Origin of the sequence: Bacillus sp. bc15 (assembly GCF_900142585.1) — a bacterium.
GTDB lineage: Bacteria > Bacillota > Bacilli > Bacillales > Bacillaceae_G > Bacillus_A > Bacillus_A cereus.
This window is the reverse complement of the sequence record NZ_FRBJ01000001.1, coordinates 508,550-530,749: the sequence shown is the minus strand read 5'-3', so window position 1 is coordinate 530,749 and position 22,200 is coordinate 508,550. Positions and strand designations below refer to the sequence as shown.

Below are 22,200 nucleotides of genomic sequence, written 5' to 3'. Positions count from 1 at the left end.
TGAAAATAATTCTTATATTTTATAAAGAAAGAATAGACTTTTTTGCGTATTTTCAAAAACAAGATATAAAGATTTTTCATATAACACCGCCAAATATACAATTATTCTAATTTTATTTGAGAAATAAAAAAAACGAGCTGTACATAAATACAGCTCGTTACTATATGATATTTATTTCACTATCTCTTAAATATAATTTTTATATAAAACTTATTCATTTTTAATAAAGTTATTATTTTACATAATTAAATTGAATTTCTTCCATTTCCTCATGATAACTTACAAATAAATCATAGTTTTGAAAATACCAAAGATCATCAGAATCTACAAAAAATATAATACCTTCCTTCTCAACTGACACTATTTCCCCATCTGGTTTCTCAGCAACAACCCCTAAAGAATATCCGGGCTGAATTGAACTATCCCCTCCGTACCTTACAGTAAAACGTACAGATTCACCGTGCTTTATACGTAATTCTTCCTGGAACCATTGCAGAGCTTTACGATCAATTGAAATTCTCATCTTTATTCCTCCAGTTTACGCAAACTCTTTTTTTCCTAATCGTTGTTTTACAAAGAAGACGAAAATGATTAAGGCTATTAATGCCGAAATTGCACTCCCTGAAAATAAAATACGATAACCAAACATTTGTGAAACAACTCCAAGTAAAATAGCACCTAACCCGATTCCTAAGTCAAACGCTGTAAAAAATGAAGCATTTGCAACTCCTCTTTTACTCGGATCGACAATTGTAAGCATTGCCGCTTGCAAAGCTGGCTGCGCTGAACCAAATCCAATACCGTATAATGTTGCTGCGATAATTACACCTAACAAACCATTTGAAATAGTTAAAACAACTATAGCTAAAATAGTAATACATAATGCTGGGAGTATGATGAATACTTCTCCATACTTATCTAATAGTTTCCCTGAAATTGGTCTTACAATTGTTAATGCAATTGCATATACAAGAAAGAAAGTTCCTGGATTCACATGAATTGATGATGCAAATAACGGTAAAAAGGTTGTTATTCCTCCATATGCAAACGATAAAAAGAATACTACAATCGTGATTGTTAATACAGATTTCTCAAATAGCTGAATTTTCCCTTTTTCTTTTTGTGGCGTAAATGGCATCTTCGTTATTAGTGATAATACGACTGCCATAAAAGATAACAACGTCGCTAATAAAAATAGACCATGAAATGAATAATTTTGTACAACCCATAGTCCAATCATTGGTCCGATCGCCATTGCAATTGTCATCGCCATCCCGTACCAGCCCATACCTTCACCACGGCGTGAATCTGGAATAATATCCGTTATTGCTGTTCCAACAGCTGTTGTAGAAACAGCCCATGTTACTCCGTGAATAACACGTAAAACAGCTAAAAGGACAATAGTCGATGCTATATTATAGGAATACATCGTTAATCCAAAAAAGATGAGTCCGAAAATAATAAAGGATCTTCTACCATATTGATCTAACATTCCTCCAATAATCGGTCGTATTACAACAGCAGCTATTGTAAACATTCCCATCATGAGTCCAACTTGCGATTCATTGCCACCTATCTCTTTAATAAAGAGCGGGAGCGTTGGAACAAGTAAATAAAATCCTGTAAATAAAAATAACATTGCGAAAGTCATTTGAATAAATGATTTCGTCCATAATCGTTCCATAAAAATACCTCCATACACTCGTAAAATATTACGATTAACACCCTCATTGTACATTTTTTTTATCTCTTTTCCCTCCGCAAATAGACGTATCTTTTCATATTAAATAGTCCACCATCAGCTTACATTAGTCTTAAGACTTTGTACGCATGTTTTAAACGAAAGTCCTATATATGTGCCTTTATATGTGAGAAAAGAATATACTAATTTATTATCACAACTTAGGAGTGAATATTTCATGTGGGTATTATTAAGAGTAACTGCCGTAGTTCCTTCGACTCCTGGAATACATGTTCCTGCAGTTCATACAGCTAGCTCCGATGTAGGAATTGAACTTCCCGCAACTTGGCAGCAATATCAAATTCCCGGTCAAGTTACCCCATCATTTTGGCATCATGGTACACACCCCAGTAGTACTCCCATTCATAGCCATAGTTATCCTCCACTACCTCCGACTCAAGTCTTTTATCATTTCCCTTCAATTTTTTTTCAAAATTTTTATGGTACGTTTAACATTTAATAGCTATCACTGTATTACCCCTACATTTTAATAAGGCGAACCTTTAATCCAGTTTCAACATAAAAAGTCGAATTCCTTAAATAAGAAATTCGACTTTTTAATTGTTTTCCAAACTAAAGTAACCGTTAAAGAAAGACATTTATTAAAGATTTGAATATAATTCCCACTCATTTAATGGTTTATGTAATCCATCACAGTTAGTCCCTTTCCGGGATAACCCGCACGTACAATCATTTCTCTCTTTACGTTATATTTCACATAAACTACATTCACTCTTTTTCTATCCAGCCCTTAACATTACATTTTCTGTAGCAAAATGAAAAGAGCACTTAAGATTGTAAATTCCTACAAATCTTAAGTGCTCTTTTGAAAACTTTTCTATAAATTTTTCTTATTGTCCATTATTGGCAGGAACCTCTCCTGCATTTCCACCATTATTTGGTTGTACTGTTGCAGGTGGGGTTGGAGTTCCTTGACCTCCATTATTATTCGCTGGAGGTGTCGTTCCTTGTCCTCCTCCGTTATTTGCTGGAGGTGTCGTTCCTTGGCCTCCTCCGTTATTCGCTGGAGGTGTCGTTCCTTGACCTCCTCCGTTATTTGCTGGAGGTGTCGTTCCTTGGCCTCCTCCGTTATTCGCTGGAGGTGTCGTTCCTTGACCTTTTCCGTTATTTTGTTCATTTTGTTTCTTTTCTTCTTCTTGTTTCTTTTGCTCTTCTAGTTTCTTTTGTTCTTCTTGCTTCTTAAGTTCCTCTTGTTTCTTTTGCTCTTCTTGTTTTTTCAGTTCTTCTTGTTTCTTTAATTCTTCTTGCTTTTTCTCTTCTTCAGTTTTTTGCTGTTGATCTTGTTTTGGTTGCTCCGTTGTATCCGGTACGCTAGTATTTGGCGATGAATCACGTTTTTCACCTTTTATACGTAGCTCACTACCTTCTTGAATAACGCTACTTGGCATTTTAAAGCGTGATTTATCTGTAGCCATTTCACTCATCATTTCTTTAAAGATCAACTGTGCAATTTTCGTATTTTTACTACTAATATACTCGTCTTTACCATCTTTCATATACCCCGTCCATACTGCCATCGTATATTGCGGTGTATATCCAGCAAACCAACTATCACGAGTTGCACTTTCTGGAATTTTATATTGAGCTAATTGTTTTGATGAGTAGTTTGTCGTACCCGTTTTACCAGCTACATCTAAAGATGCTATATTTGCAGATGTACCAGTACCTGATGTAACTACAGAACGAAGCATATCTGTAATCATATATGCCGTAGAATCTGTCATAACTTGTTTTGGCTTTTGTCCAAAACTTTGTGACTTACCATCTGGATAAACAACTTTCTTAACAAAATGCGGTTTCGTATATTTACCATCATTACCAAATGCCGCATAAGCGCCCGCTATTTCAGTTGGTGATACTTCATTTGTACCAATCGCTGTTGATTCAGTCGGTGCCGCATTAAATGTAATGCCTAATTTCTCAGAGAAGTCTTTTGATTTATTAATTCCAACTTCTTTCGCAGTCTTAATTGCTGGGATATTTCGTGACTTTTCTAATGCTACACGCATTGTAATAGGTCCCATATGACTTCTATCTGAATTTCGTACTTCTTGTCCCGTTGAATACTTAAATGGAGAGTCATCAATTTGATGGTACGTGGCCCATTTTAAATATTCAATTGCAGGAGCGTAGTCGAAAATCGGCTTCATCGTTGAACCAGCTGCACGATCTAATTCAATTGCCATATTATGCCCTTTAAATACAGCTTTATTTTCTCCACGGCCACTACCTATAGCACGAACTTCTCCTGTTTTCGTATCCATAAATGTAAATGCACCTTGGAATTTATCGTTCGGATAATCAATGATATTATTATTTAAAATATTATCAGCGAGTTTCTGTGCTTTCGGATCTAACGTTGTATAAATTTCTAAACCATCAGAACCAATATTAGCATCTGGCAATTCTTTTTCTACTTCTTTCACAACTGCATCCATAAATGCAGGGTATGGCATTGTTTGTAGTTGAGTTGCAGGCTTGAGTCCCTTTTCTACGTCAACTTTTAATGCTTCTTCCATTTCCTGTTTTGTTATATATCCATGTCGATTCATTAAGTTTAGAACAACATTTCTTCTTTCTGTTGCTTTTTGAACATTTTCTTTTTTCGTTGGATCATAGTTATTCGGTGCTTTCGGTAAACCTGCCAGCATCGCAACTTCTGGTAATGTTAAGTCCTTCAATTCTTTACCATAGTAGTTTTGTGCTGCTGTTGCGATCCCATATGAACGGTTTCCTAAGTTAATTTTATTTAAGTACATCTCTAATATTTCATGTTTTGAATACTGTTGTTCTAGCTTATAAGCTAAATATATTTCTTGCGCCTTACGCTTTGGTGTTTTGTCCATTGATAAGAAGTAGTTTTTAATAACTTGCTGTGTTATCGTACTTCCACCTTGAGAACCGTAATCTCCTTTAAGACTTACTAGAACAGCACGCGCAGTACCTTTAAAATCTACTCCGCTATGCTCATAAAAACGTGAATCTTCTGTCGCTAAAAATGCATTTTCTACTAATTTAGGTATTTGCTCATACGTAACATTCGTCCTTTTTTCTTTTCCATATTCATATACCAAATCCCCGTTTTTATCATAAATTTTTGAGGATAACGGATTAACAAGTTTTGCTTTCTCAAGTTTTGGTGCATCCTTAATCATTACGAAAAAGGTAGCAACCCCCGCCACTAAACCAACAATACCAAGTAATAAACAAGTAATTAAAAACTTGCGAAAGAATGATGTTTTACCTTTTGGTTTTTGTGTTTTAGAAGCTGGTTGTTTTTTCTTTTTAACTTGTCGTCGTTCCTCTCGAGAACGATAATTTTCTGACATGTTACTTTCTCCTGCCTTTCAATTCTCCCGTTGATTTACTTAAAAATATTGAGGTCACTTTCTAAAATGCATTTGATTAAGAAAGTATATTGACCTGGAGCATTCAATATTTTCCCAATTCACAGATTATAAATTTTAGAATACTTCTTATACAAACTATTTTCACTTCTATTTTTCCTAATAACGCTGCCCCTTTAAGCATAGAATGTAAAAAGTGAATTTTTAATACCTCGTATAAATAATATACCTTTTTTTCAAATGGTCAATATTTTCTTATTTATAAATCAAAGGTGAAATAAAAATAGCACAACGATATGTACTTCGTGTGAACTTCCTTATAATTACGTATAACAAACATTTAATATATTGCATATAAGTATAATACCTCTTAATTTATAAGGATTTCAACTTCACAACCTCAATATCTACAAGAAATTATTAAAAATGAAAAGTGAGGAGTTGCGTAATGATGAAGCTATCTCCCGTGATTTCAAAAAATATAGTTGCTGTTGGCTATAATCCTTTTTCTATGATTTTGCGAATCCAATTAAAGAATGGTATGTACGATTTCTTTAATGTACCAGAAAGTATTTATACTGGCCTATTACATGCACAATCTAAAAGTTATTATCATAAAACTTATATTAAAAATTCTTTCCGCCACACAAAAATTTAAACTTAACACCCACTAAAAAAAGGAGGTTAATCCTCCTTTCTTTTAAAAACATTTCACAGATGAATTATCTTCGATTCCTCTTATTAATTTCATCATATGCTTGAATTTGTTTTTTCAAACGCCGATCAGCTTTTTTATCATGCACTACAAGAATTGCATGTATAACTCCTGGCACCCAAAATATTAATGTTAATATGAAATTTATTATTGCCTGAATTGGTTTTCCACAAAATAGTACAGCAACAGGTGGAAGAAAAATTGCTAATAAATACATCATCCCTTGAAAACTCCTTATTTTGTATTTTATATATCCCTTTTCAAAACATACGTAAAGAAACCTTATGATGTTGTTGTTACATAAATTTTCATTAAGTATATATAACATCTCTTACTTTATATATTCTATCTATAGGCAAAAAAACCTACTACTATTTTAATCTTAACGTACCTATAAAATTCATGTATCTCCTTCTATTTATATAAGTATTTCAACCTTTTCATTGTTTTCTAGCCTATTTTCTTCCTCTATTGCAGTTACTCCAATTGCAGAAATTAACGTTCCTATCGCTTGTATCCAAATACCAATGAGTGCAATTATTCTCTCATCCTTCTTATCAAAAATACTATCTTCATTTTCTCTCTCATCTTTCAATACATTTGAAACACCTTGATACGCTTGTAATCCAGCACCTAAACTTTGCATGGAGTTACCTAATATAATAATTTTCTGTAGTACATTTATATCCATCAAAGCTGCTTCTACTCCTAAAAAAGCACCGATCGATTGTAAACTGTTCCCTGTAATAATAAGATAATCATTTTCTTTCGATTGTTCATTTATATTAAAATATGTTCCTATTACATTTGATATATTCCCTAATGCTAATAGCTCAATTCCTATTTGATCAAGTAATTTACTTTGATTCTCTAAGCCTATATTTTGATTTTCTCTTTTTTCTTCCCCATCATCATAATTGCTCGCAATGATTTGTAATATATACCCGAGGGCTTGTAATGAGCTTCCTACAATAACGAGATCCGATTCAACTTTCTCTTCTCCAATAAATCCTCTTGTCGTTCCAATTGCAGCTGTAAGGTTCCCACCTACTTGAAACCATGCCCCTGTAACTTTTAAACCGCTTGGATTCATTTTTATCACCTATTTAAATATTTTCTAAACCTTTCAAAATAAAGTGAAACTTTAATCAGTGGGGTTTTCTTCATCCCCCTCCTAAATTCTTTGCTTTCGCTGAATTTTGAGGTAGGGGTCTTACTAATCGGCAAATAGCGGAATAAATAAATTCCACCCTTAATCTTTTATTTTATTTTTTAAATGTAATTTTGTGAATGATATAATGTGCTACTAATATAAAAAGCACCTTAAAGGTGCTTTTTATATGCATGCTGGGCATGTCAGTGAATCTCCATTTTTATCTATTGTTATATTCAATATATATTGAGTTGCTTTATGTGACCAAGTTTCAGGTGTAGGTGATTCATTTATATATTGTGGCGCACATGACTTCAGCATTGGAGTACTAATACTCCCTCCAGGATCTAAAGCAACTACAGCCATGCCATGAGGTAATTCCAGTGCCATAGATTTAGTGATACCTTCAATTGCAAATTTTGAGGCACAATATGGCGCAAGCTCAGCTTCACCTTCTCTCCCCCAACTAGAACTCATATTAATGATAATTCCTTCTTTCCTAGCTACCATTGCGGGAACAAACGCTCTTATTACATTTACTACACCATTCACGTTTACATTCATTACATTTTCGAATTCTTGAGCCGTAATTTTCCAAAGTTGTGCATTTTGATTTACAATCGATGCATTATTTATTATCATATCGGGAGCCGTATGTCTATTAAGTATATAATTTGCCCAGTTGTTAACTTGCTGAGAATCTGAAACATCAATTACTTGAAAATCATGTATTTTACTGTACTGTTTTTTTAGTTCTTCAATTTTATCTTTTGAACGTCCACAACCATATATGTTCCACCCTAATTCATCAAATCGGTCAACCATCGCACGTCCTAACCCTTGTGTCACACCTGTAATAATTACAGATTTACCAATTTCTTTTCTCTGCATTTCTCTCATCCTCCTTCCCTATATCTTACTCTCTTCATTTTTATTCAGCCATTTACTATAGTATCAACTCAACTCATACTTTAGTAATGGTTTTGATATTGCATACATAAATAAAAAAAGTAACCATCATGGTTACTTTTTGCTATATATCTAAAAATTCATTGTTTATTTCATTATCGTTTTTACATTTCAACTTCTCTTTTCCACATTTTTCACACTGGTAAATATAAACTACACCTAATGTATCTTTTTTAAAATCCTCATTATCCTGCATCTTAATAAAAATATATTTATGTTTACAATGCGATTCACCCAAATAATTTTCAAACCACTTTTTCAACACAACACATTCCACCTTTATGATAGAACCTTTATTTAGCTGCCTTATTACATACTTTTATTTAAATATTCAATCTCATATTGCAATTTTTTAAATTGCTCAAAATGCATGGTAATAGATTGGCTACTACCATAATCAACATTTTGTTTCACTAATATAACACCCGTATCATGAAAAAGCGCTTCAAGTTCTTTCCTAATAGACACTTTCGCAATATGAGCTGTTTTAATTGCAGATAAAATTGCAATTTCATTAAACTTTAATTTTATTTCATTTGGACAAAATGCGTCTTCAACTAATATAACTTCATTACTATAAATTAGTGCAACAAGATTACTTGATTTGGCATCTGTTAAATCAACTTTTTTCATAATATCTTTCATTACATTTTGCCTCCTTTATTTTCGTATATATCAATTATACAAATTTTTAAAAAAATTACTCAACTTTATTATATTAATTTTAACACACTTTTATTGAAATCCATGCTCCAAACGTTTTACTATTCCACAATTTTTATTATATGAACCATCTGGACTATAACTCCATATAGTAATGTTAACAACTTATTATAAAGCAGGTGAAAATTATGCCATCAGTTGTAGGGAATTTAGTTGTACAAAATAGTAATGGTTCATTTAACTTAGGTGATTTCTACAACGTTTCTCCAAAAGAAAATACGAAAGCTTATAATGGCTCTGGCGCATCAAACGTTGGTTTTGTTGTTAATACTTTTAGCGGTGTTAGCGCGACCAATACATTTGATTCTGACCTTGCAGATCAAAACCAAGTGGGTACAGCCTAATCTTATGTTCAACTTTTAGTATAGAAAATCTTAATTTGTCTATACTATAATCAGGCTGTTTGACAGCTCTTGTTGATTTTGGAGTACCCTATCTTTTTCTCCCTTTCCCTGGGGCTCAGCAGCTAGCACGAAGCTAGCTGCTTTTTCTTGTATTATTTGTCTCATAAATCAGAAATAAAAGAAGCTGCCATTTAATATTCAGCTTCTTTTACGTTATTTCAATAATATCCATAGCGTTAAATACGTAAGTTTTATAAAAGGCGTCTGTACAAATTACAATTTGTTTTACCGGATTGATATGTACAACAGTCATGTAGTTTGTTAGTATGTAACCATCTTCAAAATATGTTACCAATATTTCTTTCTCAGACAGTAATGACGTTAATAATTTATCAGAAATTCTCTCTTTTGCTTCGTTTGTTAAAAGCGGTTTTTGTACTTTTAATTTCTCTCCAATAATCTTTCTCATATTTAAAAGTTGTTCGGATATTACTGTAAACGGAACCCACTCTCTTTCTTCCTTTTGTATCTTTACATCGTTCATTTTTATCTCCTTGATCATTTATACATTTATTTAGCCATACTATCCCTTAGTTATTTTTAATACGCACTAAACTCGGATTTACTTCTAAACTATAATTAGGTTACCTCTCAAAAGAACATTCGTTCTTATTATACACGAACTTACGTTCTTTTGAGAAGAGCCATACTTATTATTTTTTAACAAAAAACATAATTTTATTTATCTCCATACTTTTTTCCTTTATCAAATAAACTTCTCATTTCTTATGTAAAATGCATATAACAACTAAAAGGCGACTTCACACAAAGTGAAATCGCCTTTTCTTAAAAAATATTTCAATGTTTATTTTTCTATCCTAACTAATGTTCTTTCTGGAATACATAATTCATCTATATTAAAATGATTTATTTTTAATTTCAATTCCCCTACTCGTTCCTTATCTTCATCACCAACCCAACAACTGAATAATTCGAAATAGTCTCCATCTTCCAAATAACCTTCCATAATCTTGCATAAAGTTAAAAGTTTTTCTTTCGCTTCTTTTTTTCCTTTACGTTTTGCCACTCGACAAGTTCAATTCCCCAACTAGTTGAAACCTCATATATGTAATTTTTTTGGAATTGATACTCTTGTACCATTTCAAGCATACTTTCCTCTGCAAAACATGATCCAAAAACAATTACATCATTAGAATCGGGCTCCGTTAACGGAATTTCTACATTACAGCCTATGTAACTTGCTAAACTCATTTTATACTCCTCCAATATTCGTATAAAAAATACTTCATAGTATATTTATTTACTTAAATATAAAATCCCTGCCTAAACAAAAAAGTTTTAAATTTTTTCGTTTATTAACCATCTATAACTGAACACATATACTATGATGAACGAACTCACAAAGCATAAGAAAAGAGAGCATTTACAACACTCTCTTTTCTTACATACTCTATGAAACTTTACAAAACTGAATCAGTGATTTTTATTATTATATTTCATTACATATACTTAGGTTGTACTATTATATGTAACTCTCTCTCTGTATCCGCTTTTTTCGGATGACGAAAATAATTAAGTTCGTACTTTAACACTTTATACTCAACAATCCCGATTTTAATCCCTTTCGTTTCTTTTAATATAGCTAATAAATCACTTACATTTTCATCATATGACTCAAAAATTTTCGCGCCGCCCTCTCCTTGAAAGATTACTTTCATATATTCTCCCCACCTTAATTTATTGATGTGGTAAATGACGCGTTTAATACGATTCATTATTTATCCTAAAATTTTCACACCAAAAAGAACATCCTTTCCATTCGAATGCTCAGCTTTTTACTAATTATCCATATTAAATATTTATTCAAAAACATTATATGTATTATTTTTTAAATCATGTTCGATATCCATTATTTCCCATTGTAATTCTTAATATTTAAATGTAATATTGTATTGTCTTACTATCTATTTATAACTCACACACTAATTAGAAAAGGGAACTCTATATGAGTTCCCTTTTCTAATTATGATTACAATCATTATTTCTTTTCTAGAAATTTAAATGTATCTTTAAATTCTTTATTATTCACTTTAATATCAGCATCTTTCAATAAATCATTGACTACTTGTTGTTTCCATTTACCTGTCGTATCTTGTAGTCTTTGTTGTTCTAAATCTTTACGAATTTTTTCCTTTACTTCATCAAATGGCTTCAATTCTTTTTTATCCGTCACTTTAATAATATGGTAACCGTAAGTTGTTTTAACTGGATCACTTACTTGGCCTGCATCTAATTTATACGCAGCTTCCTCAAATTCTTTCACAGTTTGTCCAGGAGCAAAACCAGATATTTCCCCGCCCTGTTCCTTTGAACCAGTATCTTCTGAATACTGTTTTGCTAAGGCAGCAAAATCTTCACCATTATTTACTTTCTCCTTTACTTCTTTAGCTGTCTTTTCATCTTTCACTAAAATGTGACTTACTTTCATTTCTGGTTTATAGTTATTTTTCACATCTTTTTCTGTGACTGTTGCTTTAATCGCTTTCTCAAATGCAATTTCTGGCTTCATTTTTTCTTTTAATTCATCTTCATTTTTCAATCCAAGTTGTTCTAAAGTTGATTTAAAGTTCTCACCCATTTTATCTTTTGCTTCTTCTACTTTCTTTTTTGCTTCCTCATCCGAAACTTTATATTTATCTAACAATGCCTTACTTAACATCATTTGATATAAAGTACTTTCTCCATATTGTTGTCTTAATTCTTTACTTAATTCTTTCTCTGTAACATTTCCTACTTTTGATGTTACTACGTTGTCTGAAGAACCACATGCAGATAATGCTAGCATCACGCATGAAATAATTGTTCCAATAAATATTTTTTTCTTTTTCAATTCAAATACCTCACTTTTATCATTATGCAAATTAACTATACACAGGCATTGTGAAAACAGTGTGTTTTCTGCATGTAATTCATTTCATATGAGTTGACTATGTATCATGCATTTCCATTTTTAAACATAAAGAGTCTTCTTACTATTATGTATAGTAAGAAGACTCTTTACATACACCTCAAAAACAATACGGCTGCTATAGTTACTTAATACTTACATGTTCTTCAGGTATCCAACTATTCTGCCCGATATCTACCGCATTTCCCACTCTACCCCACACTCGAAAAGATGTCGATCCATCTATATTTCCTTTATAATTCATACATTCAGGCTCTTCATAATAATTTACTCTGTAGCCGACAGGATATTTCGAAGTTGCATAAAACCATTTCACCTTAAAATGTTTTAAATATGCCCACTGCTTATCGTTCCCTAAACAAATCATATCTTGCTCACCGCCTCCCCAATAACCTGTTAAGATTAAATATGGAATTTTCTGAGTGAGTGCACCTGTAAATTGAGGATTCATGGGGTTCTCATATAAATTTATTCCGTATCCATCAGGATATTTCGAAACTGCAATACCAATGCCATTCGGTTGCTGTTTATACACTATGTTAGATTGATTTGCTTTGTTCGAATCTATAAACCAAGAAAGTGACTTATTTCCTACTAATCGATTCAGATCACATTTCCCAATCCCAGGAACATTCCCTGAATCCGTATATTGCCAAATATCACATGGATATGCTGGCTTATTCCCTCCATAACGAGGGATCCATACGAAATCAGCTTCAATATTACGTGCTCCAAATGATAAATACATGTGATGCCCTACATATAATCCTACTTTTTCCGCACCTAAACGGCGTAATTCATCAATAAATGCCTGTGTCCCGCCTTGCATATCTGCCATCGTTTGAACTTCTACGTCCGCCACCCAAAACTTAGCTGATTGATCACCACGATTCCAAAAATCTTGTGCCTCTTTCTTTGCATCAGCAATAGATATAAAACGGCAAAAGGCATAATTACCGAATGGGATACTATACTTTTTCATTTCACTAACATAATTTTGATACATAAAATCCACCGTATTAGAGCCATCTTGAACTCTAGCAATCACTAAATCTAGCTGAGATGCTGCAATATCCCAATTGATAGTTCCATTCCATTTTGAAATATCTACAATATACCCCATACATTCCAGCTCCTTTTTAATGTCTTATTCATAGCTTGTTTTATTGTAAGCCTTATCTCTCTAAAACTAGCTATCTATAATATAAATAAAAAGAATCGTTACTGTTTTAAAAAATATATTCTCTTTCAGAAATATTTCTATTAACTTTAACATATATACCATATAAAACATTCTCATATTTGAAATATACCCTACTATTCATTTGTTATGTAATCTCGTCCTATCAATCCAGGTATCAATCATTTTTACGGATATTAGAAAACATCCCCCTACATTATTAAATTAAAACTTCCAAACTTAACGCATGCACTAAAATAATATAATTACCACCAACAGGAATAAGCGGCCCAACTGTAACAGTTGGATCAGCACCTATTGAATTTTTTAATTCATTAAAATATGTGATCCACGGTGGCGAAAGCTGAGCTTGTACATTTTCTTCCACTATTTTATACTACCTCCTTATACAATTCTTACTAACATAATATGTAGAAAATAAAAAAATGCATTAGTTATATTAACCATTTGCGTATTTATTGATTATATTAATTAAACGTTTTATTTCGCATTCTCAATTTCCCCTTTACATCTTTAAGCAATTTTACTACTATGAAATTCTTTATTATAAGCAAATCCACTGAAGTTTCATATTATACTAATACGACTCTACATCCTTTAACTTATAATACTCAATATTAGGAGCTGATTTCATGGAAAAAAAACCTATCGTGTTCAAAATCCCACCAAATTCAAAACTAAAAGTTACATTTTTCGGTCCTTGTAACGAAGTAATTACAAATGTGTCTATAATTAATCAACTATGCACCCCTAAATGTCAAACTATCACGCAATATCCAGACTTTAAGAAATATGTGACTGAAGTACGATCGCTATCCCGTTGTTAGTCCGCATAATGTACGATTTTCACAAATTTGTTACCTAAAATAACTGAGAAAGAAAATAAATGCATTCCTAAACTAAAATTACACATTTTATGATATTCCATTGATAATTCATTGATTTTTTACACGTTTTTATTAAAAGAACATATATTATCGTATGGAGATTATCCACTCATAAAACCTATCTTTCTTTAGAGCGTACTTATTATGTATGCTCTTTTTTTATGCAACCGTCCCCCTTCTAAATTGACCAATAATATATTAAAATTCTTTATATACTCAAGGAGGTCAAATATGTTCAAGCTGCATCCAATACTACTCATCTTAGGATTGATTTTGTTTTTATATAGTGTAATCGCCTTTATGTTATTCTTTTCAGTGTATTAGTATTACCTTCACAAATCTATGTTCAATATATAATTTCTATATAGTAAAGAAAAAACGTAACGATACGATCTTTTATGTATTCCTTCTTTCTTGTTCTATAAGAAAACTAGTAAACTTACTAACAATGAGTTTGTACAAGCATGTTACTTATTATTCTGTTTATTATCTGAAGAAGATTGAAACCCTTACAAATTAAACTATACTTAACCTGTTTACTTATATATTTTAGAAAAACAATAATAATCCCCCACCATTTGGTAAGGGGATTAACTAAACCTACTAAAAAACATTTAATGATCTGTTTTATTTAATTGGAGAAGGAAATCTTGCCACTTCAAAGTGAACCGTATTTACACCATTAACATTTTGTACAATTACGCCAGCAATACTACTTTCTGCAAAAATTTCAACTACATCTCCTGCTTCTAATTGAAGAATAGTAGTTACGGAAACATCATTATTAAAAAATACTCCTGTTCCAAAGAAATCATTATCTATCGCTATTGCTGGATTTCCATTCACACGAATTTCTACTCTAGCTCTGTAATTCACATTAAAATCATTTGGAGAAAATGTTATATTTCCTAATACACTATATACCCCTCTAGTTTTCGGAGTGAAAATGGATGTTACTGGATTATATTCATTCGCTAGATCAAATTGTTCATTTTGAAATAATACTTTAACAGGAGTATTTGCTAGAACAGGTTGATTAACTGTATTCACAGCTCTAAATGCCGATGCCCTTACAAGCTCCTCTTTCTTATCATCACAACACTTCACCTTTACATACTTCCTATCACATTTACTACTTTTCCTATAACAATCATGACTTTCCTTTTTGTAATCTTTACAATACTTACAGTAATAATAAGACATAGTTAGTCCCCCTTTCCTTTACACTTATTTTTACATAGTATGCTATATAGATTAGAATAGCTTGGACGACCTGTTACTATTTTTAATAGAGTAAAAAACCTTCACCATTTCGGTGAGGGTTTACCTTTAAGCTTCTGTAAACTCATTGTTTAATGACTTTATTTAATTGAAGAAGGAAATCTTGCTGCTTCAAAATGTGCACCATCTTCTAAAGGACTTAAAACTCCATCTATACTACTTTGTGCATAAATCTCAACTTCATCCCCTGCATTCAATTGAACAATCGTCGAAACACTTACTACATTTCCAAAACTTATGGGACCAAAAAAGTCATTATCTATAGCTATCGCTGCGTTTCCATTCACACGAATTTCTACACGCGCTCTATAATTTAAAGTTGGATCGTTTGGAAAGAAACCAATCGTTCCAATAATAGAATATACTCCTTTAGTCTTCGGCATAAAAATAGATGTTGCTGGATTATACTCATTCGCTAAATCAAATTGTTCATTTTGAAATAACACTTTCACAAAAGTATTAGCAGGAACATTTTGATTTACTGTATTTCTAGCTCTAAATGCGGATGCTCTAACAAGATTGTCCTTGTTATCATGGCACTTACAAGTGTTCTTACAACAATCATGATGCTTCTTTTTATACTCCTTACAATACTTACAGTAGTAATAACAAGACATACTAATTCCCCTTTCAAACTTATTACTACATATTATGTAAGATTGATTTATAAGGTTTGGACTAGCTATTTTTATTATTCATAAGGGCGCTATTAACCTGCACCCTTATTTATATACACCACTTCATTCCTTACTAGTTATAAGTTGTATACAGTCCCATATGGAATAGTCAGAAAAGAACTTCCGTACGGTGTAACTTGATGTACTGGGTAAAAATACTCTACGGATGAGTAATATGGTTGTACACCTTGCTGCTGCATTTGCATTTGTTGTTGCATTTGCAATGCTTGTTGAATAGCTTGGACTGTACTTTGTGCTCCACTATACGTTATAGACGTACCATACGCTGGTCGCATGCCAGCTTGAGAATTAAAATATGAATAAAACATGATTTTCAACTCACTTCCGTATAATTTATTACAAATTATATTATGATTCTTTATTTCAGTGGGTACTATAAAGCTAGTCCGCTCGCTTATATTCAAATGACAAAATAAAAAAGTAGCTGCTAGACTACTTTGACTCCTTCTTATTACCAAATGAAATGATATACATATTCTCCTGTTACACGCTCATTAATTCCCGCAACCCTAACGAACCTAAGTAAATCCGCCCCTTGAAGAAAATATATCGACATCGTAACCGGTACTTGTGACCACATGAATTGAAAAAGCTCATTCACCCTCTGATTCGTCGTAATGATTAAATCATTTACAGGTCCATGATTCCATGCAGAGGTTTGAACTGAAGTGAAAGAAAGGTCTTTCCCATTAACCACTATTCTTGCCACGCTTTGAGTTATGTCCACAATAATCCCCTCCAACATTACAAAAATTGGACCTTTTTTAGTTCATATTATTATAAATATTCTTGACTGTAATAAATGTTTAAGGCAAACCCCTAATAAAGTGAAACTTTAATCAGTGGGGGCTTACTGCCCGTTAATGCGGGATAAAATTTTTTATTCATATCCCTCAATTCCCATTACAACCATATAATTTCTAACCTTATTCAATTTTTGTAATTAAAATAAAAAATAGCTAATTCACTACTTAAAAAGTAAAAAAGCATCAGATTGACTAGTATGTAGATGGTTAAATGAATGTAAAATGTTTTTAAATTATCTACTCTTTTTTTAGTTTGGAAGTAACTCTCATCTCGTCCCATCTTTATACACCACTTTCTTAATCACACTGAACGCAATATTCAATTGATGAGTTTGTCATTTCGTTACCTCCAATTAACGCCTTTGTTCAATGTAGTAATTTTCTTGTATAATAAAAGTTAATTAATCTAGAAGGGACTGAATTATGCGCAGATATCAATATTTTTAATCTACCTATCATTACAACATAACGGAGGTAAAAGTATTGATTACAGAACTACACTCACAGAGATTATATTTAAGGAAAATGAAAGCATCTGATTCACTAAGTATGTTTAAAATATGGTCTGATCCTGATGTTACTAAATTCATGAATATAAGTAATTTCACTGATGAGAACCAGGCAAAAGATATGATTCAATTCCTTAACGAACTCGCTCAAAATAATAAAGCTATACGTTTTACTATTATTGAAAAAGAATCTAATCACATTATCGGTTCATGTGGCTATAATTCCTTAGATTTTGAAAACTCAAAGACTGAGATTGGCTATGATATTTCAAAAACATTTTGGGGTAGAGGATATGCACCTGAAGCAATATCCTCTTTATTAGATTATGCTTTTACACATCTAAAACTATATCGTGTTGAAGCAAAAGTTGAACCTGCAAATGTAAATTCCATAAAAGTATTAGAAAAATTAAACTTTACTTTTGAAGGTACTCTGAGAAAGAGCGAAAAATCAGCTGGAAAGCTTATCGATTTAAATATCTATTCGAAATTAATAAGCGATTAATTTTAGTCCCTCTGCCCATACTCAATCAAAGTGTGGGCTTCTTTAATTTTTGTATAAAATTCAAAAGTTTGACACAATCCTGGAAAAAGCTTATAAAGAAAAGTGAGGTTTCGTTATTTTCACACTTAGTAGCGCAGTCATGTTACATACAATTTTATAAGTGTGAACGAACTACAAAACTAAAAAACAAATAATAAGTTTGCAACATGTTTGCAAATACGAATTTTGCATATAAATTCGTGTGATATTGAAAGGAGTTTTACTTATGAAAGAAATTAAAACAGAACAAGAATTCAAAGACATCATCGCAAGCAAGGAGCCTGTAGTTGTTAAGTTCTTTACTACATGGTGCCCAGATTGCGTACGTATGGACAACTTTATCGGAGATGTAATGGAAGAGTTCAATAAATTTGAATGGTATTCTATTAATAAAGATGAGTTTCCAAGTATCGCTGAAGAGTATCAAGTAATGGGTATTCCAAGTTTACTTGTATACCAAAATGGTGAGAAGTTAGGCCACTTACATAGTGCTAACGCAAAAACTGAAGAGCAAGTTACTGAGTTTTTAGAAGCATACTAAAATAAAAGCCCTCTGGAAAATATTTTTCAGAGGGCTTTCATCTATTTTCACACTTACCTTTTGACGTTTTTCATCGTTTAATGAATTACACCTTGTCATTATAAGAATAATACATAGTAAGAAAAGTATTCGTTTCCTCATCCATCTCCCCTCCTATCTCTTTAGTAAATAAACTCCAATTCGGTTTACACCCTGACTTTGTACTTTTCAACATATTTTTCCTTCACGAAACTTTGTTATCCCCTTCTTAAAAAGCTATAAAACGTCAACAATGTTTGTATAGACCCACACGACTTTCGTTTGATACTCTATTTATAGAAAGAATTCCTTTAAAGAAAGGTGAGTGATTAAAATGGATACTCTTTCTCATAAAGAAGCTGATAAAGGTGCTATTGTCAGCATTATGGCCTACATATTTTTATCCTCTATGAAAATCATCATCAGTTATATTACCCTCTCTAGTGCATTACGTGCTGACGGTTTAAATAACTTAACGGATATCGGTGCTTCTTTAGCGATATTAATTGGTCTAAAAATATCTCGTAAACCTCGTGACCCAGATCATCCGTATGGGCATTCGCGGGCCGAACAAATCGCATCACTTGTTGCGTCCTTCATTATGGCAACAGTCGGATTAGAAGTTGTTATTAGTGCCATTCAATCTTTCTTAAATCCGAAACAAGCAGCACCTAATGTACTCGCTGCATGGGTTGCTCTATTTTCTGCTGTCGTTATGTACTGCGTGTATTTGTATACGAAAAAAATTGCAGCACGAACAAAAAGTAAATCATTAGAAGCCGCTGCAAAGGATAATTTATCAGATGCACTCGTAAGTATTGGTACTGTAGTAGGTATTGTCGGTTCTCAGTTCCAAATGCCTATTTTAGACCCTATTGCCGCTTTAATTGTCGGTCTTATTATTTGTAAAACTGCATGGGAGATTTTCGTAGAATCTTCTCATATGCTAACAGATGGAATTGATCCTGATAAAATGGAGGAATACGCTGATGCTATTGAACATATTGGCGGTGTGGAAAACATTGTAGATATTCGAGCTCGTATGTACGGGAATCAAACGTACGTTGATATTACAATTGAAGTAGATGCTCGTATGGATGTTGGAGAAAGTCACTGTATTACTGACAATATCGAGGCTATGCTTCGCAAAAAGTTTGGGATTTACCATGCACACATTCATGTTGAGCCAATGAAAAAAGAACCTATTATGACATAGGTTCTTTTTTTATGAACGTTTTATGAAATATAACACATAAAACGAGCCAGCTACCGCCAGCTGCCCATCCTGCTAATACGTCAGATGGATAGTGCACGCCAAGATATATTCGGCTAACTGAAATAGATAATACAACAAAGCTTGCTATAAGAATAATTAATAATTTTTTATGCAATGAAATACGATCTTCAGTAATTGTGACGTATGCAATAAATCCTAAAAAAGCAGTAGCATTCATCGTATGACCGCTCGGAAAACTATATCCAGTTGCAGTAACAAGCTGCGTGACATCAGGTCTTGCTCGTTCGTACCATAGTTTAAGCATACTGTTTAAATAACGAGATCCGTAGTAATTAATTGTTAGAAGTAACGCACTAAGCAACTTTTTTCTAACGAGAAAATACATTACAAGAATAATGAGTAATGGAAAATATATTCTTTTGGAACCGATAAAAGACACCCAAGTAAAATAGGTCGTCAAATAATCGTTTCGAAAGCTTTGAATAAAATGTGCGACTATATTGTCGAAATTCTCAATACAAGCGGTATGATACGAAAGTGATAATACGACAAAACAAATGAGTAACGTAAAACTTAGCAAGTATAAATGTCGATATCGTTTCACATACATAACCTCACTATGCAAAAAAATGGAGCGGTTGTTTTAGTTTTCCTCTCCATTTCTTTTTTATGCATAGTTTATTAAAAAATATAATTATTAATTTTTTGCTTCATCTCAGGGATATCTTCTCTTGTTACGGTAAAACGAATCACCTTCTCATCAAGATCAAGCGCCTCAGCGAATAATCCAGCTAAACCACGGGATTTTCTATCTACTTCCATAATAATTTCTAGTCGGTCGTATGCACGTGGCAAGATTAATAATTCTAATTCATCTAATTTCCCATAATGCTCTCCAGAAACCGGAATAAACTCAAATTCTTGTGCGAATGGAACTTGCTTACATAATCGATGCGGTAATTCTTCACATTCTATATGACGTGCTTTAAACCCTAATTCATTTACACTATCTAAAACACTACTTAATAATGCATTGGGTAACACTTGAACGTAGTCGCGGTCACTTGGGTCTATACTACGTTTAATATCAAGACCTGTATGAATCCAAACCGTTTTCATACCAAGTGTAAGTGGTGCTTCAATTGGCATTGGAAAAGAAAATGGAATTTCAACTTTTTCATTCGGTTCTACAGAAAAAGGTTCTGTTAAGCGTACTCGCTCTAAATCATATGTTGCTGTTACTTTTTTATCATCCACTTCTCGTACATAAGACGTCGATAATGTTAAGTAAATGCTTTCAATTTGTTGGCTAACTGAACCTCCAGTTATATGAACCTTTCCAACTATTTCTTCCCCAACAATATACTCATCTTTTTCAAGAACAGTATCTACCTTTGCACTTCCAATACCAACGCTTGCTAAAAATTTTTGAAACATGGAGTCTTCATCCTTTCTAAAGCAGAAGCTACATCTTGTTTTAAATCTTGTACATTCTCATAGTACGGCGTTTTTATTTGTAACATTCGCATAAGCATTTCGCGATTATAATTTTCCAAAGTTAATTCTTCGTACCATGGTTTTTCCTTTTTTTCATTAGATTCATATCCTGCATATAATAAAAATAATGAGAAATGACCGAGCGCATAAAAGTCACTACGAAAGTGAACTTCTCGCATCAAAGCTTGTTCACCTTCGTAAGTTGTAGCTCGCTCATCATCCTCACCTTTCCATTTAGCCAATCCAAAATCAATAATACTAATTTGATTTTCTTTCATTAGTATGTTTGGAATGCGTAAATCTCGATGAATAATGCCTTCACTATGAAACACCGATACAATTTCTAATATTTCATATAAAATCTCAAAAACTTCACGTTCTGTATATACATACCCATCTATGAAAATATAATCTTCAAAATTTTTACCAGGCATGTACTCCATTACAAAGAAGCTCTTTTTCTCCCATATGAAATGATCATATAGACTAGGAATTGCATGATGATTCAATGTTTGTAAAATCATTTTCTCTTGTTCAAATGATTTTCTACCAGACTCATATCTTTGTTTACTTTGTCTTAATTGTTTTAAGACTTTATATCTATTTATTTGTAAATCATTAACGACATATGTAACCCCATAACTGCCCATTCCAATTACTGATTCAATTTTATAACGTTCTGCAACAATTGTATTTTTTCGCAGTGGTCTATCAAATAAAGCTAGTACACGACGCCATTTCATCAGCTACTTGAAAAGAAGCTACGGCTTTTACGTTTTCTTTTATAATGTTGATGTCCATAACCAGATGAACGTCGTTTATAATCGCTACTTGAATAAGAGCGCCCTCTACGACGATAATCACTACTTGAATACGAACGATATTTTTTCTTTCCTAATAAAGAATCAATAATTTTTTTGAACATTCCTTCACCTCTTGAGTAAAATTTCCTTTTCATTATACCAATAATTATTGACTA

Annotated in this window: 30 protein-coding genes and 1 pseudogene; 7 read left to right on the top strand and 24 right to left on the bottom strand. The window is 32.5% G+C overall.

Going from position 1 to position 22,200, the window contains the following annotated elements:
- Positions 1–232: 232 nt before the first annotated feature.
- Complete coding sequence (locus BUA87_RS02770; protein ID WP_001222842.1) at positions 233–523, bottom strand: HesB/YadR/YfhF family protein; 291 nt, start codon at positions 521–523, stop codon at positions 233–235.
- A gap of 15 nt (positions 524–538) precedes the next feature.
- Positions 539–1,684 carry an MFS transporter gene (locus tag BUA87_RS02765; RefSeq protein WP_014482022.1) on the bottom strand — a complete coding sequence of 382 codons (1,146 nt, stop codon included), beginning with the start codon at positions 1,682–1,684 and terminating at the stop codon, positions 539–541.
- A gap of 235 nt (positions 1,685–1,919) precedes the next feature.
- Between BUA87_RS02765 and BUA87_RS02760 the strand changes: the two genes are divergently transcribed.
- Complete coding sequence (locus BUA87_RS02760; RefSeq protein ID WP_000270089.1) at positions 1,920–2,201, top strand: hypothetical protein; 282 nt, start codon at positions 1,920–1,922, stop codon at positions 2,199–2,201.
- Positions 2,202–2,592: 391 nt separating this feature from the next.
- On the opposite strand, the gene BUA87_RS02755 is transcribed toward BUA87_RS02760, so the two are convergent.
- Complete coding sequence (locus BUA87_RS02755) at positions 2,593–5,091, bottom strand: transglycosylase domain-containing protein (protein ID WP_072938346.1); 2,499 nt, start codon at positions 5,089–5,091, stop codon at positions 2,593–2,595.
- 466 nt (positions 5,092–5,557) lie between these two features.
- Between BUA87_RS02755 and BUA87_RS02750 the strand changes: the two genes are divergently transcribed.
- A complete protein-coding gene (locus tag BUA87_RS02750; protein WP_000977080.1) occupies positions 5,558–5,767 on the top strand; it encodes a KTSC domain-containing protein in 210 nt (69 codons plus the stop codon).
- A 64-nt stretch (positions 5,768–5,831) separates the two neighbouring features.
- Here the strand turns inward: BUA87_RS02750 and BUA87_RS02745 are convergent, their stop codons facing one another.
- From BUA87_RS02745 to BUA87_RS02725, 5 genes are all read right to left on the bottom strand, one after another.
- Complete coding sequence (locus tag BUA87_RS02745) at positions 5,832–6,044, bottom strand: YqaE/Pmp3 family membrane protein (RefSeq protein WP_000990219.1); 213 nt, start codon at positions 6,042–6,044, stop codon at positions 5,832–5,834.
- Between the two features lie 198 nt (positions 6,045–6,242).
- Positions 6,243–6,917, bottom strand: a complete 675-nt coding sequence (locus BUA87_RS02740) for a DUF6944 family repetitive protein (protein ID WP_001069869.1) — start codon at positions 6,915–6,917, stop codon at positions 6,243–6,245.
- Positions 6,918–7,160: 243 nt separating this feature from the next.
- The gene (locus BUA87_RS02735; RefSeq protein ID WP_001189038.1) at positions 7,161–7,868 is read right to left on the bottom strand and encodes an SDR family oxidoreductase; all 708 of its coding nucleotides are present in this window, start codon (positions 7,866–7,868) and stop codon (positions 7,161–7,163) included.
- 142 nt (positions 7,869–8,010) lie between these two features.
- Positions 8,011–8,211 (bottom strand): hypothetical protein, encoded by a 201-nt coding sequence (locus BUA87_RS02730; protein WP_000915134.1) that lies wholly within the window; start codon positions 8,209–8,211, stop codon positions 8,011–8,013.
- Positions 8,212–8,255: 44 nt separating this feature from the next.
- The gene (locus tag BUA87_RS02725) at positions 8,256–8,591 is read right to left on the bottom strand and encodes a hypothetical protein (protein ID WP_000651909.1); all 336 of its coding nucleotides are present in this window, start codon (positions 8,589–8,591) and stop codon (positions 8,256–8,258) included.
- A gap of 206 nt (positions 8,592–8,797) precedes the next feature.
- On the opposite strand from BUA87_RS02725, the gene gerPF reads away from it, so the two are divergent.
- Complete coding sequence (gene gerPF / locus BUA87_RS02720) at positions 8,798–9,013, top strand: spore germination protein GerPF (RefSeq protein ID WP_001141569.1); 216 nt, start codon at positions 8,798–8,800, stop codon at positions 9,011–9,013.
- A 208-nt stretch (positions 9,014–9,221) separates the two neighbouring features.
- Here gerPF and BUA87_RS02715 read toward each other — a convergent pair whose 3' ends face one another.
- The 7 genes from BUA87_RS02715 to BUA87_RS31150 form a co-directional block, all read right to left on the bottom strand.
- Positions 9,222–9,557, bottom strand: coding sequence for a YolD-like family protein (locus BUA87_RS02715; RefSeq protein WP_002093988.1), 336 nt, complete (start codon positions 9,555–9,557; stop codon positions 9,222–9,224).
- Between the two features lie 321 nt (positions 9,558–9,878).
- On the bottom strand, positions 9,879–10,100 hold the full coding sequence (locus tag BUA87_RS31600) for a hypothetical protein (protein ID WP_002093987.1): 222 nt from the start codon (positions 10,098–10,100) through the stop codon (positions 9,879–9,881).
- Positions 10,055–10,285 carry a hypothetical protein gene (locus BUA87_RS31595; RefSeq protein ID WP_002152962.1) on the bottom strand — a complete coding sequence of 77 codons (231 nt, stop codon included), beginning with the start codon at positions 10,283–10,285 and terminating at the stop codon, positions 10,055–10,057. Before BUA87_RS31595 ends, BUA87_RS31600 begins: the two co-directional genes overlap by 46 nt.
- Before the next feature lie 248 nt (positions 10,286–10,533).
- Positions 10,534–10,752 (bottom strand): hypothetical protein, encoded by a 219-nt coding sequence (locus tag BUA87_RS02705; protein WP_000864277.1) that lies wholly within the window; start codon positions 10,750–10,752, stop codon positions 10,534–10,536.
- A gap of 320 nt (positions 10,753–11,072) precedes the next feature.
- Positions 11,073–11,924 carry a peptidylprolyl isomerase PrsA gene (locus BUA87_RS02700; RefSeq protein WP_000727353.1) on the bottom strand — a complete coding sequence of 284 codons (852 nt, stop codon included), beginning with the start codon at positions 11,922–11,924 and terminating at the stop codon, positions 11,073–11,075.
- Between the two features lie 202 nt (positions 11,925–12,126).
- Complete coding sequence (locus BUA87_RS02695; RefSeq protein ID WP_000540668.1) at positions 12,127–13,125, bottom strand: glycoside hydrolase family 25 protein; 999 nt, start codon at positions 13,123–13,125, stop codon at positions 12,127–12,129.
- A 277-nt stretch (positions 13,126–13,402) separates the two neighbouring features.
- Positions 13,403–13,570 (bottom strand): hypothetical protein, encoded by a 168-nt coding sequence (locus tag BUA87_RS31150; RefSeq protein ID WP_000392277.1) that lies wholly within the window; start codon positions 13,568–13,570, stop codon positions 13,403–13,405.
- Positions 13,571–13,835: 265 nt separating this feature from the next.
- On the opposite strand from BUA87_RS31150, the gene BUA87_RS02690 reads away from it, so the two are divergent.
- Positions 13,836–14,030 carry a hypothetical protein gene (locus tag BUA87_RS02690; RefSeq protein WP_000412557.1) on the top strand — a complete coding sequence of 65 codons (195 nt, stop codon included), beginning with the start codon at positions 13,836–13,838 and terminating at the stop codon, positions 14,028–14,030.
- Positions 14,031–14,717: 687 nt separating this feature from the next.
- Here BUA87_RS02690 and BUA87_RS02685 read toward each other — a convergent pair.
- The 5 genes and pseudogenes from BUA87_RS02685 to BUA87_RS02665 all read right to left on the bottom strand — a co-directional run.
- Positions 14,718–15,293 carry a complement C1q domain-containing protein gene (locus BUA87_RS02685; RefSeq protein WP_000122945.1) on the bottom strand — a complete coding sequence of 192 codons (576 nt, stop codon included), beginning with the start codon at positions 15,291–15,293 and terminating at the stop codon, positions 14,718–14,720.
- 158 nt (positions 15,294–15,451) lie between these two features.
- Complete coding sequence (locus tag BUA87_RS02680) at positions 15,452–15,988, bottom strand: C1q-like domain-containing protein (RefSeq protein WP_001278087.1); 537 nt, start codon at positions 15,986–15,988, stop codon at positions 15,452–15,454.
- Between the two features lie 137 nt (positions 15,989–16,125).
- On the bottom strand, positions 16,126–16,377 hold the full coding sequence (locus BUA87_RS02675) for a DUF3947 family protein (RefSeq protein WP_000500102.1): 252 nt from the start codon (positions 16,375–16,377) through the stop codon (positions 16,126–16,128).
- A gap of 143 nt (positions 16,378–16,520) precedes the next feature.
- The gene (locus BUA87_RS02670; RefSeq protein ID WP_000355690.1) at positions 16,521–16,796 is read right to left on the bottom strand and encodes a hypothetical protein; all 276 of its coding nucleotides are present in this window, start codon (positions 16,794–16,796) and stop codon (positions 16,521–16,523) included.
- A 254-nt stretch (positions 16,797–17,050) separates the two neighbouring features.
- Positions 17,051–17,155, bottom strand: a pseudogene (locus tag BUA87_RS02665) (2TM domain-containing protein); the annotation flags it as partial.
- Positions 17,156–17,358: 203 nt separating this feature from the next.
- Between BUA87_RS02665 and BUA87_RS02660 the strand changes: the two are divergent.
- From BUA87_RS02660 to BUA87_RS02650, 3 genes are all read left to right on the top strand, one after another.
- Entirely contained in the window at positions 17,359–17,889 is a 531-nt protein-coding gene (locus BUA87_RS02660) for a GNAT family N-acetyltransferase (RefSeq protein ID WP_000627262.1), read from the top strand.
- Positions 17,890–18,154: 265 nt separating this feature from the next.
- Positions 18,155–18,469 carry a thioredoxin family protein gene (locus BUA87_RS02655; protein ID WP_072938343.1) on the top strand — a complete coding sequence of 105 codons (315 nt, stop codon included), beginning with the start codon at positions 18,155–18,157 and terminating at the stop codon, positions 18,467–18,469.
- A gap of 352 nt (positions 18,470–18,821) precedes the next feature.
- The gene (locus BUA87_RS02650; protein WP_000380385.1) at positions 18,822–19,703 is read left to right on the top strand and encodes a cation diffusion facilitator family transporter; all 882 of its coding nucleotides are present in this window, start codon (positions 18,822–18,824) and stop codon (positions 19,701–19,703) included.
- On the opposite strand, the gene BUA87_RS02645 is transcribed toward BUA87_RS02650, so the two are convergent.
- The 4 genes from BUA87_RS02645 to BUA87_RS02630 form a co-directional block, all read right to left on the bottom strand.
- A complete protein-coding gene (locus BUA87_RS02645) occupies positions 19,693–20,328 on the bottom strand; it encodes a phosphatase PAP2 family protein (RefSeq protein WP_000833369.1) in 636 nt (211 codons plus the stop codon). The genes BUA87_RS02650 and BUA87_RS02645 overlap by 11 nt on opposite strands.
- A 77-nt stretch (positions 20,329–20,405) precedes the next feature.
- Positions 20,406–21,161: a sporulation protein gene (locus BUA87_RS02640; RefSeq protein WP_000486624.1), complete on the bottom strand. Its 756-nt coding sequence runs from the start codon at positions 21,159–21,161 to the stop codon at positions 20,406–20,408.
- Entirely contained in the window at positions 21,143–21,964 is an 822-nt protein-coding gene (locus BUA87_RS02635) for a serine/threonine protein kinase (RefSeq protein WP_000872058.1), read from the bottom strand. Before BUA87_RS02635 ends, BUA87_RS02640 begins: the two co-directional genes overlap by 19 nt.
- Complete coding sequence (locus BUA87_RS02630; protein ID WP_000473371.1) at positions 21,964–22,146, bottom strand: hypothetical protein; 183 nt, start codon at positions 22,144–22,146, stop codon at positions 21,964–21,966. Before BUA87_RS02630 ends, BUA87_RS02635 begins: the two co-directional genes overlap by 1 nt.
- Positions 22,147–22,200 lie beyond the last annotated feature (54 nt).